Here is a 15,768-nt window from a genome sequence, read left to right on the forward strand (position 1 = left end):
CTCTAAACTGAGTTCCTTTTTTATTACCATCTTCAAATTAAATAATAAGAAAAATACTATATTTATTATTTTAAAGCATAATTTTTAAAGCAATAAATATCCGCCAATATGACATCAGAATTACTACACGCCAAACTGAAAGAAAATTTCGGATTTGAAAAATTCAGGCCCAATCAGGAAACAATTATAAAAACAGTTTTATCAGGACAGGACACATTCGCAATTATGCCTACAGGAGGAGGAAAATCGATATGTTTTCAATTACCTGCATTAGTACTGCCAGGAATTACGATAGTTATTTCGCCTTTGATAGCTCTGATGAAAGATCAGGTTGATAGTTTAAAAACAAACGGAATTTCAGCTTGTTATATAAACAGCAGTCAATCATCAGAAGAACAGCAATTTTATATAGATAATTTAAAATCGAATAATTTTAAACTCGTTTATATTGCTCCCGAAAGTTTATCATATTTAGATAATATTTTTAATGAACTGACAATCAGTTTAATTACAATTGACGAAGCACATTGTATTTCGTCTTGGGGACATGACTTTAGACCTGCATATACAAATTTAGGATATTTAAAAAACCGCTTTCCCTCTACTCCTGTTCTTGCTTTGACAGCAACGGCTGATAAAGCTACTCGTGTAGATATAGCAAAACAGCTCAATTTAAAAAATCCTAAAACTTTTGTAGCTTCTTTTGATAGAAAAAATTTAAGTCTTGAAGTCCGTCCGGCATTAGATCGTGTCAAACAAATTATAGATTTTATAGAAAATAAACCCAATGAATCTGGTATAATTTATTGTTTAAGCCGCAAAACTACCGAAGAACTTGCTGAAAAATTAATTAAAAATGGAATTTCTGCAAAGGCTTACCATGCGGGTTTAGACAACATAACCCGTGCAAAAACGCAAGATGAGTTCATTAACGATGATTGTCAGGTTGTATGTGCAACCATAGCATTTGGAATGGGAATTGACAAATCGAATGTTCGCTGGGTTATACACTACAATTTACCTAAAAATATTGAAGGCTATTATCAGGAAATCGGACGTGCCGGGCGCGACGGACTGCCGGCAGAAACTGTTTTGTTTGAAAGCTACGCTGATGTAATACAACTTCAGAAATTTGCTTCTGAAGGTTTGAATTCAGATGTACAGCTGGCAAAATTAGAAAGAATGAAACAATACGCCGATGCAGTAAGCTGCAGGAGAAAAATTCTTCTTTCTTATTTTGGTGAATTGGTTACTGAAAATTGTGGAAACTGTGATATTTGTAAAAATCCGCCAACATTTTTTGATGGGACGATTCTGGCTCAAAAAGCGCTTTCGGCAATTACAAGATTACAACAATCCGAACCTTTGGCTGTTATTGTTGATTTTCTAAGAGGTTCGAGAAACGCATATATCTACGAAAAAAATTATCAGGAGCTAAAAACGTATGGAATTGGCGCTGACATTTCGTGGTACGACTGGAACCAATATTTAATTCAGCTAATTAATTTGGGATATTGCGAAATTGCATTTCATCAGCATAATAAAATTTTGCTCACGCCTTTTGCCAAAAAAGTTTTATTTGAAGGTGAAAAAGTAAAATTAACAACAGTAGTCAAAAAAACAATTGATAAAAATGAAGTAAAACAGGAAAAAGCAAAAACTACCAAAAATTCTCTGTTTGAAACTCTAAGGAAATTACGTTACGAAATTGCTAAGGAAGAAGAAGTTCCGGCCTATGTGATTTTTAGTGATGCAGCCTTAAGGCAAATGGAAATTTTAAGACCAATGAGTGATGAAGAATTTCTTGCTGTAGAAGGTGTTGGAAAAGCAAAACTTGAAAAATACGGTTCAGATTTTATTAATACCATTATAGAATTTGAAAGAAATAAATCAGTTGTCAAAAAAGAGAAAAAAGATAATACGTATAAAAAAACGCTTGAATTATTTGAAGCCGGAATTTCTATAAAGGAAATTGCAGAAAGAAGAAGTTTAAGTGAAACTACTATAATTTCTCATTTGGCAAAATTATATGTCGATGGACATGATTTGGATTTAAGTCAATTTGTGAGTGATTCAGAAATAATTGAAATTGAAAAAGCACAAAAAGAACTAGAATATCCAAATGCTTTAAAACCTTATTTTGATTACTTCGAAGAAAAGATGTCTTATGATAAAATTAGATTTGGATTAGCTTACCTAGAACGAAAATTAGTAACCAACAAATAAAATCATATCGAAACAAAAAAATCCTGTGAAAGAATTCACAGGATTTTTGTTTTCATTTTCAATTTTACAAATATCTTTCCTGAAAAACTTTTTGATGATGCTTTTGATGCCCAATCATAACAAAACCTAAAGCGCGAACAGAAATTTGATTGCCCGAAGCAGTTCCAATTCGTTTGAGCTGTTCTTCAGATAAGCTTTTATAAAATAATAAAGTTGAATGTCTTACGGCAGAAAACTCAGTTAATAAATCCTGAATACTTCTACTTCCTGCATCGGTATTTTTTGCATAATCCTCTTCTTCGAAATTTGGCAGAGGAGTTTGATCATTTCTTGAAAATCTCAAAGCACGATAAGCAAATATTCTTTCAGTATCAATAACATGCTGAATAATATCTTTAATTGTCCACTTCCCTTCTGCATAACGATAATCGAATTTATCCATTGGAATATCCTGAACAAATCGAATAAATGCATGAAGAGAAATTTCTAATTCTTCAATTAATTGTCCATCTCCGGCTTCTTTAATATAAGTACCGAAATGACCTGAATATTCGTTTTCTAATAACTGACTTGCAATCATTTTTTACAATTTTAAAGTTTACAAATAAAATTATGCTGAATTTCTACTTGCATTTGTGTTTCCAAAAAGAGATCTTGTTACAATTTTTTCATATACTTTGATAAGATCTTCGTTAGGAGAATTTTCTTTGTTTAATTCATTGATTTTTAATAATGCATATTGCTGAATTGTTAACAATGGCAATACGATTCGTTCTCTTATTTGAATAGAAGCTATACCATCAGGGTAATTTTCCATCAGAGTTTTGTGTCCGGCAATTTTTAATAAAAGACGTTTTGTTTCAGAGAATTCATCGTAGATAATCTGCCAGAATTCACCAAACTCAGGATCTTTTCTCATGTATGCTGTTAATGGTAAAAATGATTTTGCCAATGACATCATACTGTTCTCCAACAATGTTTTGAAAAATAACGAGTTGTGATATAGATCCTGTACTCTGTCCCACTGTCCGCTTTCTTCAAAATGTTTTAAAGCAGTTCCTACTCCAAAAAATCCCGGTACGTTTTGCTTTAACTGGCTCCACGAACCTACAAACGGAATTGCTCTTAAATCTGCAAAATCTAATGATTCAGATTTGCTTCTTTTTGAAGGACGACTTCCAATATTTGTTTTAGAGTAATATTTCAGTGTACTCATTTTTTCCAAATATGGAATAAACTTTGGATGATTTTTAAAGCTTAAATATTTATCGTAACCCAGATTTGCCAGTTGTGTCAAAATTTGAGTTTCTTCTTCAGTTAATTCGTTTTTTTCTTTACCAAAAACCTGATTAGTAATTCCGGCACTTAATAAGTTTTCAATATTATAACGGCAAGAATCCAAAGTTCCGAAATTAGAACTAATTGTTTGGCCCTGAACAGTTATCTGTATTTCCTGATTTTCAATTTTTGGTCCTAAAGAGGCATAGAATTTATGCGTTTTTCCACCACCACGTGCAGGTGGTCCGCCGCGTCCATCAAAGAAAATAGCTTTAATTCCGTATTTTCTTGAGATTTCAGTCAACGAAACTTTAGCCTGATAAATACTCCAGTTTGCCATTAAATATCCGCCATCTTTTGTTCCGTCAGAGAAACCAAGCATGATAGTCTGCTCATTTCCTCTGGACTTTAAATGCTTAGAATATTCTGGGTTTGTATACAACTGCTCCATAATTTGATGCGCATTTTGTAAATCGTCAACAGATTCAAAAAGCGGAATAATATCTACTGTTGGATTTTCCCAATTATTCAAACGAATCATGGCAAAAGTTTCCATTACATTTAATGCGCTTTCGTTATTACTTATAATATAACGATTAGCTCCTTCTTCACCATTATTTTTCTGAATCGTTTTAATAGCCTGAACAGATTCTAAAGTCGATCTTGTAATTTCGTTTTCAAAATCGGCAGGATTTAAATCTCCTTTAATTTTTGATAAAACATCGATTTTTTGATCTTCTGTCAATTCATAATAATTTTTAGGAAAAATATCAGAACCGGAATTCAAATAATAATTCACTACATCTTTAAATACCGCATTATGAATCTTGCTGTTTTGACGAATATCTAAAGTTGCAAAATGGAATCCGAATAGATTTATTTTTACTAAAAGAGCTTCTAAATCGTCAAGATATAAAGACTGATGTTTTTCTATAATTATAGTTCTGATTTTGTTTAACTGCTCTAATAATTCCTCCAAAGTGATGAAAATTTCACCTTTAGAATAAAAAACAGAACGGTAAAGTTTATGTTCAAGATCAGCTACCAAAGTATCTACACCTGAGAAAGTTAGCTTTCTTTTTAAATTTCTCATTTCAACATAATAACACTTTAAAATCGAAGTTCTTAAACGATCTGCAACTTTAAGCGTAATTTCTGTAGTAACAAATGGATTTCCATCACGGTCACCTCCCGGCCAGAAACCTAATTTTATTAATTGATTCTTTATTGGATTTCCTTCATGAAGATTTTTTTGAAGGTAATGCACAATTTCTCCGGCAGTAGCATAAAATACATTTTCAAGATACCAGATCAAGCTTACTGCTTCATCATAAGGATTTGGTTTTTCATGCTGAATAAAAGGCGTTTTCCCTAACTGAGCCAGTAATTGCTTGATTTGTAACAAATCGTTTTGACGAATTGCTTCAGTCAAATCGTTTATAATTCCTAAAACCGGACCAGGATAAAACTGTGTTGGATGCGCAGTTAAAACCGTACGAACATTAAAATTTTCGAGAAAATGAACAAGTTCATCATCTTTTTCCTTTGCATCTGATTTTTCTTTAATATCTCTTAAAGATCCACGTCCTTCCATATTGTTAACTTCCGGAAAAGCAGCATCTTCAATCGCATCAAATAATACAATTTGACGTTCTATATATTGAATAAATCGAAACATAAGATCGATTTTCTCAGTTTCTGAAGCATTGTTTAGAAACTTATTCGAAAAGAAATCAAAAATTTCTTTTGGAGTTTCCTGTTTTTTAAATCCCGTTTCGCATGTTTCTGTAAATAATGGCAGTAAAACTCCCGTATTATCTATAGAATCAAATGGTAATGTTATGAAAACACTATTGTAAATGTGGTATTTAGAGAGAACGTCTTTGTTAAAACGTTCTATTTTTGGCAACGTGTACATAAATTCTTTATAGTTGGTTGGTTAATTGGTCATAAAAAAACCCCAAGAATAAACTTGAGGTATATTTTAATATAGCATTCAAGAAGAGTTATTACATATTTTTGAAAATAGTATGCATCAAACGCTTCTTATCGTTAATACTTTCTTCTAATGAAATCATTGTTTCAGTTCTGTAAACACCATCGATATCATCAATCATGAAAATAACTTCTTTTGCATGTTTTGTATCTTTTGCTCTGATTTTGCAAAAGATATTAAATTTTCCTGTCGTTACAGAAGCTACTGTTACGAATGGAATTTGATTGATACGCTCTAGTACAAATTTAGTTTGAGATGTATTATTAAGAAACACCCCAACATAAGCAATAAATGAATAACCTAATTTATCGTAATCCAAGGCTAATGAAGACCCCATGATGATACCGGCATCCTCCATCTTTTTTACTCTAACGTGTACTGTACCAGCAGAAATCAATAGTTTTTTTGCAATGTCAGTAAACGGTACTCTCGTATTGTCTATTAACATATCTAAAATCTGGTGATCTACTTCATCTAAACGAAATTTACTCATAATTCTTTAATTAATATTACTAATTGCTATTACAAAGTATAAAAATATATATAAAAAATAACAAATTCACATAAAAATTAACTTTTTATCAACCCGTTAACAAATTTAATGTTTTTATTTAAATAAAAATTTGCTTTTTGGTTCATTTTCGGAATATTAGAATAATCATCAGAATAAACAGCTTCTTTTCCGTCATATTCGTAATGACCAAAATAATTTTCCAATTCGCCAGCTTCTACTATATAAGCATTAAAATGAATCTTATTTTCAATCAATTCTTCTTTGTATTGTGCGACAAAATTCGTAATAATTTCGATACCATCATAATTTATTTTGATATTTTTATACATAAAATCATAAAAAACCACTTTATTTTGTGAAATATTCAAATAATCAGAATTTCTATTGACAACTAAATCGTTTTCGTTTATGAGTTTAAACGCCGAAATTAGTGAGAAAAATATGTATTTTCGGGTAACTTCTCTATCGTAATCATTTGGAAAATGTCCGGCTTCAAACAAAATAGTAGGAACTCCTAAAAACTGAAAAGTATCTCCTATACAGTTTATATTAAATGAATCATCAAATCGCCCAACTTGTCCGGGAATATATTTCTGTAAAACATCATTAATTCCTGTAATCAAATTAATTGCTTTTTGTCTGTTTTCATTCACTTCTCTTTCTTCATTATAAGATGGAGCCAGAAAAGAAACCGTTGCAGGCTTTCCTGTATCTCCTGCGCCAAAAATTGTACGTTGATCGTGAAGATTAAAACAAAAATGAGGTTTAAAATCCTCAAAAACGGCTCTTAAAACATTACTTTCTGGTTGAGTAAGGTTTTGAGAGTCACGATTTAAGTCAATTTTATTGGCATTTTCGCGCGTATATAGTCTTGCTCCATCCGGATTTAAAATCGGAATCATATAAAAGGTAAACGCAGAAAGCATTTCCTGTGCAAAATCAGATTTGCTGTTTAAGACGTTTATGAAATCAAAAAGTGCTTTTGTAGTGGTGCTTTCGTTTCCGTGCATTTGCGACCATAAATAAATGCGTGTTTTTCCCGTACCAATTTCGTAACTATATATAGGTTCTCCTAAAACAGATTTTCCAATAATCTTAACCTGATTATTAGTATTTAACTTATCTAATAAAGGTTGGATATGATCTAAATTGAGATAACGGCCTTCAATTGACTGCTCTTTGTTTTGGTTAAATAATTCTTCTAAATTCATTGCGTTTTGATTAGTTTACAAAAGTAAACATCTTTATTTTTACAATTGTAAACTTTTAAAATAACTTCTAATTGATATTTGTAAACAGTAATTTGTATAGTTTAAGGCCATATTTTACAAATTAAATTAACATATGTAATTACTTTATATATAAATGAGTAAAATGCTTGTTTTCAATAAATTAAAATATATTATATAAAGTTATAATTGGGTATATTATGTGATAAATAGTGTAATTATTAAACTAGAATTGGTTTATCGAATCTTTTTAGTTACATTTGTAAACATGTCTAATTTGAATTAAAATTTACAATGGTAAACATAGATGATTTTGTAAAAAGATTAGAAATAATACTCGATTATTATGGACTAAATGCTTCTTCGTTTGCAGACAAAATTGGAGTACAGCGTTCGAGTATGTCGCACCTTCTCTCTGGCAGAAACAAACCAAGTCTTGATTTTGTAATGAAAATTCTAGATGTTTTTCCAGAAGTCGATTTATACTGGATTTTAATTGGCAAAGGCAATTTTCCAAAATTAGAAAACGAAAAGATTTCTGATTTTAAAATTTCTGACTCTCCTATTCTATCAAAAGAAAATTATTCTGGTGATAATTTATTTTCTCAATTAAACGATCATGCAGAAAAAACAATAAAAAATTTAAAAGAAACAAAAAGCTCCAATTTTGGTTCTGAAGAAGACGAAATTGAAAAAATTGTAATTTTCTATAAAAACGGAACTTTTAAAGCGTATGTACCATAGCTCAAAAATTTCGCGTATTTGAAAATTTTTAAAAATATTTTTCATTTAAGCGATTCTCACGAATCGAAAAAAATATCGAAAATTTAGACTTGAATTCCGTTTTCAGGAATTTTTCCCAAAACACCTTTATAATGTTGTTTTAAAATTTCCCAGTCAGCCTCATAATTTCCTGTTGGATAAAATGGCTTACCTAAATTAACTTCTTTTTTACCCCAGTCAAAAGCTACTGGAACAATTGGCACATTTGCTTTAAGCGCGATATAATAAAAACCGGTTTTAATTTCTTTTACCTCTTTTCGCGTTCCTTCTGGAGCAACTGCCAAACGAAAAACTTCTTTACGATCAAAAATGGCTGCGATAGAATCTACTTTATTTAACCTGCTGGAACGATCTATTGGTTCGCCGCCTACATTTCTGAAATAATAACCAAACGGAAATCTAAACAATTCCTTTTTTCCAACCCAATTCATTTGCAAGCCAGAAATTCCGCGTGTCAACAATCCAATATAAAAATCATGATTGCTCGTATGAGGCATTACCATTAATATACATTTTTTCACTTCAGCGTTCTCTATTCCCACTATTTTCCAGCCCATTAGCTTAAAAAAGATGAATTTGTATAATATTTTCTTCATTAAAATTTGATATTTCTTGCAAAATAAAAGATTTAAAATGGTATTTTTGAGTAAAAGCACTACAAAAATGATTCAAAAATTGTTCAGTTATCTTTACCCAATTAAAATCTTCAAAAAAAAATCGGCCCGAAGCAAAGTCATCGAAGTTACCTGGGCAAATGGAGAGCTGGTCTTAGATTCTGAAAACACAAATTACTCATACGGAAGCTTACAGCGTATATTAAGGTATGGTCTTCGAAATATTGGCTATGATAAAGTTTTAGAAATGAATCATATTCTGGTTCTTGGAGTTGCCGGCGGAAGTGTCATCAAAACCTTAGTTGACGAAATTGATTATAAAGGTAAAATTACCGGAGTAGAAATTGATCCGGATATGATTCAAATTGCCAATCAATATTTTAACCTCAATAAAATAAAACAACTTGATATCGTTATTGATGATGCTTTTGAATTTGTTTTAAAAACAAAAGATTGCTATGATTTAATAATTATTGATATTTTTGAAGATACCAATATGCCAAACTTTTTATTTGAAAAGTTTTTTAGCGAACGAGTTTGTTACCTTTTAAAAGAGCATGGCTTCATTTTATTTAATACCATGATTCTTGATGAAGCACATAATGTTCGAAACAGAAAATATATAACCGAAATAAATCCAAAATTATTTACTTCAAAAATGCTTCCGCGTATTGAAGTTCATAATGAATTAATAATAATCGAAAAAGTAGCCTAAACTGTAATTTATGAAATCCCTTATATCAATATTAAAAGCCTTACCACCTACTAAAATTATCGATTCCTCAATTGATTTTTCAAAATACCTTCCTTTAGATTTATCTATTACCAATGCAGAATTAGTTGAAAGTAAACCCGAAACATCTGATGAATTTGAGCGTTTTATTTTTGGCTATTTAGCAAATAACAATGCAGAAGTTGCTTATGGCGGTTATATAGAAGGGCGTAACTTATATAAAAGGAGTACAATTTTTAAAAACGATTCTGTTCCCGAAAGGAATATCCATATTGGTCTGGATTTATGGGCAAAAGCCGGAACTGCTGTTTTAGCACCTTTGGATGGAAAAGTTCACAGTTTTCAAAATAATGAAGGTCTTGGAGATTATGGTCCTACTATAATATTAGAACATGAAGCCGAAAATGAAAAATTTTATACTTTATACGGACATTTATCGTTAGAAAGTATAGAGAACCTTAGTGTAGGAGCAGTTTTTAAAAAAGGAGAACAAATTGCAACCCTTGGAAATTCAGAGGTTAACGGAGATTATGCACCGCATGTTCACTTTCAGATTATAAAAAATATGGAAGACAAATGGGGAGATTATCCCGGAGTCTGCAACACAAATGATTTGAATTTTTATATAGAAAACTGCCCCGACCCAAACTTATTATTAAAAATAACTTAAATGATTATGAAGAAAGCGGGATTGATTATATGTTTGTTGTTATTAATTGGATGTAAATCGAAAACTGTAAGCAGAGATACAGAAGATTTAAAAATAAAGAAAGTTTCTAGTACCGATGTTAATTCTGAACAGCAGCGAAAAGCTTATGAATTAGGTAAAAGAGTTTTAGAAACCTGTAATACGTCAAAATTTAAACCTTTTAATGAAACCGAAGTTACTCAGTCTGTTAGAGAAAATACAACCGAAGAACGATTGACTAAAACCTGTACAAGATTTAGACAATATTATGGAAGTTTCATAGATTTGAAATTAGATGGAGTTTATAAAACCAAAAATGAAGTTATTTACCGCTATCATGCTTTGTACAGCAAAAAAATAGCAAACAAAGAACTTCGTGTTTTTGTAAACGAAGAAAATTTAATATCTGCCATTAAGTCAATGGATTGGGATGAAAAATTTGATGCAAAATTAGCCGACCAATAAAGTAAACTATATGAAATTAAAATTGCCGCTGTTTTTATTACTGTTTATTTCGACTTTTACAAATGCTCAGGAAAAAATGAGTGTAAAAGGTTCTCAGCCATTTCCGGCAACACAGAACTATACTTTTATCTGCGAAAAATATGCTTATACTGGTGAAACCGAAATTCAGATTGCAAAAACAGATAAAGGCGGCATTTTAAAAATTTCAATAGCAACTTCAAACGATCAGGCCAGAATTGCGGGCGGACTCTATGTAGACCTTGCAAATGCTGATGTAATCGCGTGTGTAGATAAAAATGTAAAAGAATCTGGTAACGGAAAAACAACTTCGTACTATTATTTTACTCCTGCAGAATTTGCTAAACTTAAAAAAACAGATATTTATGCCATAAGATTTATCATAAACGGCGGAGCAAATACTTTTGGAAACCAAACCGGTTATTTTACGACTTACAACAAAAAGAATTATTTTTCAACAGCTTACGATAATTCAAAAAAGAGTTACGATACTGCAAAAGAAATTAGTGTTTTGTAAATAAATTATTTATAAAAATAAATCTTATATTTATAATCTAATTTCAAATTTATGACTCCCAACGAAGCTTTAATTACAAAGTTCTATACTGCTTTTGCCAATTCTGATTTTAAAACAATGGCTGAATGTTATCATCCAAAAATACATTTTATCGATCCGGCTTTTGGTTTATTAAAAGAAGAACAAGTTTCTAAAATGTGGGAAATGCTTTTGTCAAGAAGTAAAGGAAATATCAAGATTGAATTCTTTGATGTAAAAGCCGACGAATTTACAGGCTCGGCAAAATGGGTAGCTACCTATAATTTCAGCAAAACAAATCGTAACGTTGTAAACCGAATTTCTGCCGAATTTGTTTTTCAGGATGGACTAATCATCAAGCATACTGATAATTTTGATGTTTGGAAATGGTCAAAACAAGCTTTTGGTCCAACCGGATATTTATTAGGCTGGACAGGGTTTTTCCATAAAAAAATTCAGGAACAAGCATTATTATCCCTAAAGAAATTTCAGGAATCAAAATAAACTTAAAATCTTATTGTTTTTAACGCTAAGTTCACCAAGGATTTTTCGCAAAGCACGCTAAGTGTTGTTTGAGAATATCAATTATAAAAACAAACCCGACAGGTTTTTAAAACCTGTCGGGTTTTCTATAGATAAAGCTTTGTGAAACTTAAAAAACTTGCTTTTCAAGCTAAATTCTTCGCGTGCTTTGCGAAAAATTCTTGGTGAACTTTGCGGTTAAATCAAAAATATTAAGATTTAAACCAACTCTCTACCAGTTGGTCTTCAAATGAATTAGCATTTTTATGAATAAATTCATTTGTGTTTTTATTATAAGAATAATCTAAAGCCCAAGTTTTGTGGTTTTTAGCTAAATCTTTAATACTATTACAAACAAATGCAATTTCTTCGTCAGTTGTGGTTGGATGAATCGACATTCTAATCCATCCCGGTTTTTTTATCAAATCGCCAATCGTAATTTCATTAACCAGTTTATTAGAAGTTTCCTGATCCACGTGCAATAAATAATGTCCGTAAGTTCCTGCACAGCTGCATCCGCCGCGAGTCTGAATCCCAAATCGGTCATTCAATAATTTTACACCTAAATTAAAATGCAGATCTTCAATAAAAAATGAAATTACACCCAAACGATTTTTATGTTGTCCGGCAAGAATTTTAATATTTTCAACAGGATCTAATTCATTGAAAACAAAATCAACAATTTCGTGCTCGCGCTGCAAAATGTTTTCAATTCCCATTTCTTCCTTAAGTTCAATTGCCAGCGCTGTTTTTATAACCTGGAGAAATCCCGGAGTTCCACCATCTTCCCGATCTTCTATATTATCAATATATTTATGTTCGCCCCAGGGATTTGTCCAGCTAACTGTACCTCCACCCGGACAATCAGGGATCATATTATTGTATAATTTTTTATTGAAAATCAAAACACCAGATGTTCCTGGACCGCCAAGAAATTTGTGCGGCGAAAAGAAAATCGCATCCAGATAGGCTTCAGAATCTACAGGATGCATATCGATTTCAACATAAGGGCCTGAGCAGGCAAAATCTACAAAGCAAACTCCATTATATTGGTGCATTAATTTTGCTGCTTCATGAAAAGGAGTTTTAATACCCGTAACATTTGAACAAGAAGTAATCGATGCAATTTTTATAGTTCTGTCGCTGTATTTTTGCAACAGCAATTCCAGATTATCTAAACAAAATAAACCTTTTTCGCATGACGGAATAATTTCAACATCGGCAATTGTTTCTAACCATGATGTTTGATTAGAATGGTGCTCCATGTGAGAAATAAAAACAATAGGTTTTTTCTCTGCAGGAACAGTGGTGAAATTTTTAAGATTTTCAGGAATTTTTAAACCAAGAATACGCTGAAATTTATTGATAACTCCAGTCATTCCGGTTCCGTCTGTAATTAAAACATCATCTTCATTTGCATTTGTATGACGTTTAATAATATGTCTGGCATGATGATATGCTTTTGTCATGGCAGTACCTGACACAGTAGTTTCTGTATGTGTATTGGCAACAAATGGTCCAAATTGGTTCAAAAGTTTCTCCTCAATTGGTCTGTAAAGCCTTCCGCTGGCAGTCCAATCCGTGTAAACAATGTTTTTTTTGCCAAAAGGTGACATAAATTCCTGATCTATGCCAACAATATGCTGTCTAAAATCCTGAAAATAAGTTTCTAGACTGATGGTACTATTTTTGGTATTCATTTGTTGTGCCTGTGTTTGACTGCAAATATATTGCTTTTTTATAGAATTGAGAATTTATCAATTATAAACTTTAAATACTGAATAAAATTTAGTTTAAAGTATATTTTTTAGATAAATTATCATAATACTCTATCGAATTAATAGGGCATATAAACTTAAACAAATACATTTATGGGAAATTTATCAACAGCCACTTTTGGTGGTGGATGTTTTTGGTGTGTAGAAGCTGTAATTCAGCGTTTAAAAGGAGTTGAAACAATAAAATCTGGTTATTCAGATGGTTTTATAAAAAATCCGGCATACCGTGAAGTATGCACGGGACGTACAGGTCATGCAGAAGTTGTTCAGGTTACATTTGACTCTGACATAATTTCATATCATGATTTATTAACTATTTTCATGACCAGTCATGATCCAACAACATTAAACCGTCAGGGCGGTGACAGCGGAACACAATACCGTTCTATTATTTTATATCATGACGAAACGCAAAAAGAAATTGCGGAGCAGGTTTTTACAGAAGTTCAGCCTGTTTATGCAGATCCAATTGTAACTCAGTTAAAACCTTTTGAGGTATTTTACGAAGCCGAAGATTATCATCAAAATTATTACAACGATAATCAGGAAGCAGGATACTGTCAGTTCGTAATTGACCCAAAAGTTAACAAGCTAAAAAAAATGTATGCTGATAAATTAATTGGCTAATATTTTTTAAGCCACAGATCATCTGGATTAAAAGATTTTTTTTAATCTACGAAATCTGTGGCTATTTATAATTCTCTTATGAAAAATTTAAAAATAAATAATCGATTTACTGCCGAATTACCTGCAGATCCAGATTTGACAAATGAAACTCGTCAGGTTAAAAATACAGCTTTCTCGTATGTAAATCCAACAAAACCTTCAAATCCAGAATTAATTCACGTTTCTGAAGAGGTCGCAGAATTAGTCGGGATTTCTAAAGATGAAATTCAATCAGAAGAATTTTTAAATGTTTTTTCAGGAAAAGAAATTCTTCCTGAAACACAACCTTACGCCATGTGTTATGCCGGGCATCAATTCGGAAACTGGGCCGGACAACTGGGCGACGGACGTGCTATCAATTTAACTGAGATTGAAAATAACAATCAGTTTTTTACGCTTCAATTAAAAGGTGCCGGAAAAACTCCTTATTCAAGAACTGCCGATGGTTTGGCTGTTTTACGCTCTTCAATACGAGAATATTTATGCGCTGAAGCCATGTATCATTTGGGCGTACCTACTACCCGATCACTTTCGTTGATTCTTTCCGGAGATCAGGTTTTGCGTGATATTTTGTACAATGGAAACCCAGCTTACGAAAAAGGCGCTATAGTTTGCCGCGTTGCCCCTTCTTTTATTCGTTTTGGAAGTTTCGAAATGCTGGCTGCACGCAATGAGCTAAAAAATCTCAAACAGTTTGTCGAATATACTATCAAACATTATTTTCCAGAAATTACAGGCGAGCCCAAAGAGCAATATTTGCAATTCTTTAAAAAAGTAGCCGACACGACACGCGAAATGATTTTGCATTGGCAGCGAGTTGGTTTTGTTCATGGTGTAATGAATACCGATAATATGTCCGTTCACGGAATTACAATTGATTATGGTCCCTATGGCTGGCTTGAAAACTACGATCCAAACTGGACACCAAATACTACAGACAGCCAAAATAGAAGATATCGTTTTGAAAATCAACCACAAGTTGCTCATTGGAATTTATACCAATTAGCCAATGCAATTTATCCATTAATTAATGAAACTGAGGGATTAGAAAAAATCTTAGAATCGTTTATGGATAATTTTATTGAAGATTATAATCAAATGTTTTTAAGTAAGTTAGGGATATTTACTTCAAGAGAAGCTGATAATAATTTAATAGACAATTTAGAAGCTATTTTGCAATTAACAGAAACCGATATGACAATCTTTTTTAGAAATTTAAGCTCTGTCAAAAAAGCGGATTCTGTAGAAAAAGCAATTGAGAAAGTTCAATTTGCATTTTATAAAATCGAAGAAGTTTCAGGAGATATTTTGGATGCGTGGAAAAAATGGTTCACTGTTTATTTACAAAGATTAAATGCTGAAAAATTATCAGACGAAGAACGTTCACAAAAAATGAACTTAATAAATCCAAAATATGTACTTCGAAATTATATGGCGCAATTAGCGATCGATGCAGCTGACAAAGGCGATTATTCATTGGTAGATGAGTTGTATAAGCTTTTACAAAAGCCATATGATGAACAGCCTGAAAACGAAAAATGGTTCGCAAAACGTCCGGATTGGGCACGAACTAAAGTTGGCTGTTCAATGCTTTCTTGCAGCTCTTAATTTTTTCAGCCGCGAATTCACGAATTAATATTTTGTCAGTTTGAGCGAAGTCGAAAACACACGCGCATCTCGACTTCGCTCGATGTGACAACTTACAAAAGAGATTATAATCTAT

Annotated in this window: 15 protein-coding genes; 9 read left to right on the top strand and 6 right to left on the bottom strand. The window is 31.8% G+C overall.

Going from position 1 to position 15,768, the window contains the following annotated elements; genetic code table 11:
* Nucleotides 1–108: 108 nt before the first annotated feature.
* Entirely contained in the window at nt 109–2,226 is a 2,118-nt protein-coding gene (gene recQ, locus BUC29_RS17010; RefSeq protein ID WP_073417373.1) for a DNA helicase RecQ, read from the top strand.
* A gap of 64 nt (nt 2,227–2,290) precedes the next feature.
* Here the strand turns inward: recQ and BUC29_RS17015 are convergent, their stop codons facing one another.
* From BUC29_RS17015 to BUC29_RS17030, 4 genes are all read right to left on the bottom strand, one after another.
* Nucleotides 2,291–2,806, bottom strand: coding sequence for a DinB family protein (locus BUC29_RS17015; protein WP_073417374.1), 516 nt, complete (start codon nt 2,804–2,806; stop codon nt 2,291–2,293).
* A 30-nt stretch (nt 2,807–2,836) separates the two neighbouring features.
* Entirely contained in the window at nt 2,837–5,422 is a 2,586-nt protein-coding gene (locus BUC29_RS17020) for a phosphoenolpyruvate carboxylase (RefSeq protein ID WP_073417375.1), read from the bottom strand.
* Between the two features lie 91 nt (nt 5,423–5,513).
* Nucleotides 5,514–5,993, bottom strand: a complete 480-nt coding sequence (locus BUC29_RS17025) for an Lrp/AsnC family transcriptional regulator (RefSeq protein ID WP_008468989.1) — start codon at nt 5,991–5,993, stop codon at nt 5,514–5,516.
* A gap of 77 nt (nt 5,994–6,070) precedes the next feature.
* Entirely contained in the window at nt 6,071–7,225 is a 1,155-nt protein-coding gene (locus tag BUC29_RS17030; RefSeq protein WP_073417376.1) for a M14 family metallopeptidase, read from the bottom strand.
* A 312-nt stretch (nt 7,226–7,537) separates the two neighbouring features.
* Here BUC29_RS17030 and BUC29_RS17035 point away from each other — a divergent pair, with 312 nt between their 5' ends.
* A complete protein-coding gene (locus tag BUC29_RS17035) occupies nt 7,538–7,987 on the top strand; it encodes a helix-turn-helix domain-containing protein (RefSeq protein WP_073417377.1) in 450 nt (149 codons plus the stop codon).
* An 83-nt stretch (nt 7,988–8,070) separates the two neighbouring features.
* On the opposite strand, the gene BUC29_RS17040 is transcribed toward BUC29_RS17035, so the two are convergent.
* A complete protein-coding gene (locus tag BUC29_RS17040) occupies nt 8,071–8,622 on the bottom strand; it encodes a 1-acyl-sn-glycerol-3-phosphate acyltransferase (protein WP_073417378.1) in 552 nt (183 codons plus the stop codon).
* 67 nt (nt 8,623–8,689) lie between these two features.
* Here BUC29_RS17040 and BUC29_RS17045 point away from each other — a divergent pair, with 67 nt between their 5' ends.
* Genes BUC29_RS17045 through BUC29_RS17065 form a run of 5 tightly spaced genes read left to right on the top strand, consistent with a single transcriptional unit; the run spans nt 8,690 to nt 11,583 of the window.
* Nucleotides 8,690–9,355 carry a spermidine synthase gene (locus BUC29_RS17045; protein ID WP_073417463.1) on the top strand — a complete coding sequence of 222 codons (666 nt, stop codon included), beginning with the start codon at nt 8,690–8,692 and terminating at the stop codon, nt 9,353–9,355.
* A gap of 10 nt (nt 9,356–9,365) precedes the next feature.
* Nucleotides 9,366–10,043, top strand: coding sequence for a peptidoglycan DD-metalloendopeptidase family protein (locus BUC29_RS17050; RefSeq protein ID WP_073417379.1), 678 nt, complete (start codon nt 9,366–9,368; stop codon nt 10,041–10,043).
* Nucleotides 10,044–10,049: 6 nt separating this feature from the next.
* Nucleotides 10,050–10,526 carry a hypothetical protein gene (locus tag BUC29_RS17055; RefSeq protein ID WP_073417464.1) on the top strand — a complete coding sequence of 159 codons (477 nt, stop codon included), beginning with the start codon at nt 10,050–10,052 and terminating at the stop codon, nt 10,524–10,526.
* A 10-nt stretch (nt 10,527–10,536) separates the two neighbouring features.
* Entirely contained in the window at nt 10,537–11,061 is a 525-nt protein-coding gene (locus tag BUC29_RS17060) for a hypothetical protein (RefSeq protein ID WP_073417380.1), read from the top strand.
* Between the two features lie 51 nt (nt 11,062–11,112).
* Complete coding sequence (locus tag BUC29_RS17065; protein ID WP_073417381.1) at nt 11,113–11,583, top strand: nuclear transport factor 2 family protein; 471 nt, start codon at nt 11,113–11,115, stop codon at nt 11,581–11,583.
* Nucleotides 11,584–11,813: 230 nt separating this feature from the next.
* Here BUC29_RS17065 and BUC29_RS17070 read toward each other — a convergent pair whose 3' ends face one another.
* Nucleotides 11,814–13,301: an aminotransferase class V-fold PLP-dependent enzyme gene (locus tag BUC29_RS17070; protein WP_073417382.1), complete on the bottom strand. Its 1,488-nt coding sequence runs from the start codon at nt 13,299–13,301 to the stop codon at nt 11,814–11,816.
* A 171-nt stretch (nt 13,302–13,472) separates the two neighbouring features.
* Between BUC29_RS17070 and msrA the strand changes: the two genes are divergently transcribed.
* On the top strand, nt 13,473–14,006 hold the full coding sequence (msrA, locus tag BUC29_RS17075; RefSeq protein ID WP_073417383.1) for a peptide-methionine (S)-S-oxide reductase MsrA: 534 nt from the start codon (nt 13,473–13,475) through the stop codon (nt 14,004–14,006).
* A gap of 78 nt (nt 14,007–14,084) precedes the next feature.
* Nucleotides 14,085–15,653 carry a protein adenylyltransferase SelO gene (locus tag BUC29_RS17080; RefSeq protein WP_073417384.1) on the top strand — a complete coding sequence of 523 codons (1,569 nt, stop codon included), beginning with the start codon at nt 14,085–14,087 and terminating at the stop codon, nt 15,651–15,653.
* The last annotated feature ends 115 nt before the right edge of the window (nt 15,654–15,768 follow it).

Source organism: Flavobacterium defluvii (assembly GCF_900129555.1).
GTDB lineage: Bacteria > Bacteroidota > Bacteroidia > Flavobacteriales > Flavobacteriaceae > Flavobacterium > Flavobacterium defluvii.

Bases quoted from the DNA above. Each gene is read 5' to 3' on its own strand.
- BUC29_RS17080 (WP_073417384.1), top strand. From the start codon at position 14,085: ATGAAAAATTTAAAAATAAATAATCGATTTACTGCCGAATTACCTGCA.
- BUC29_RS17065 (WP_073417381.1), top strand. From the start codon at position 11,113: ATGACTCCCAACGAAGCTTTAATTACAAAGTTCTATACTGCTTTTGCC.
- BUC29_RS17050 (WP_073417379.1), top strand. From the start codon at position 9,366: ATGAAATCCCTTATATCAATATTAAAAGCCTTACCACCTACTAAAATT.
- recQ (WP_073417373.1), top strand. From the start codon at position 109: ATGACATCAGAATTACTACACGCCAAACTGAAAGAAAATTTCGGATTT.
- BUC29_RS17060 (WP_073417380.1), top strand. From the start codon at position 10,537: ATGAAATTAAAATTGCCGCTGTTTTTATTACTGTTTATTTCGACTTTT.
- msrA (WP_073417383.1), top strand. From the start codon at position 13,473: ATGGGAAATTTATCAACAGCCACTTTTGGTGGTGGATGTTTTTGGTGT.
- BUC29_RS17045 (WP_073417463.1), top strand. From the start codon at position 8,690: ATGATTCAAAAATTGTTCAGTTATCTTTACCCAATTAAAATCTTCAAA.
- BUC29_RS17020 (WP_073417375.1), bottom strand. From the start codon at position 5,422: ATGTACACGTTGCCAAAAATAGAACGTTTTAACAAAGACGTTCTCTCT.
- BUC29_RS17055 (WP_073417464.1), top strand. From the start codon at position 10,050: ATGAAGAAAGCGGGATTGATTATATGTTTGTTGTTATTAATTGGATGT.
- BUC29_RS17040 (WP_073417378.1), bottom strand. From the start codon at position 8,622: ATGAAGAAAATATTATACAAATTCATCTTTTTTAAGCTAATGGGCTGG.
- BUC29_RS17030 (WP_073417376.1), bottom strand. From the start codon at position 7,225: ATGAATTTAGAAGAATTATTTAACCAAAACAAAGAGCAGTCAATTGAA.
- BUC29_RS17025 (WP_008468989.1), bottom strand. From the start codon at position 5,993: ATGAGTAAATTTCGTTTAGATGAAGTAGATCACCAGATTTTAGATATG.
- BUC29_RS17070 (WP_073417382.1), bottom strand. From the start codon at position 13,301: ATGAATACCAAAAATAGTACCATCAGTCTAGAAACTTATTTTCAGGAT.
- BUC29_RS17015 (WP_073417374.1), bottom strand. From the start codon at position 2,806: ATGATTGCAAGTCAGTTATTAGAAAACGAATATTCAGGTCATTTCGGT.
- BUC29_RS17035 (WP_073417377.1), top strand. From the start codon at position 7,538: ATGGTAAACATAGATGATTTTGTAAAAAGATTAGAAATAATACTCGAT.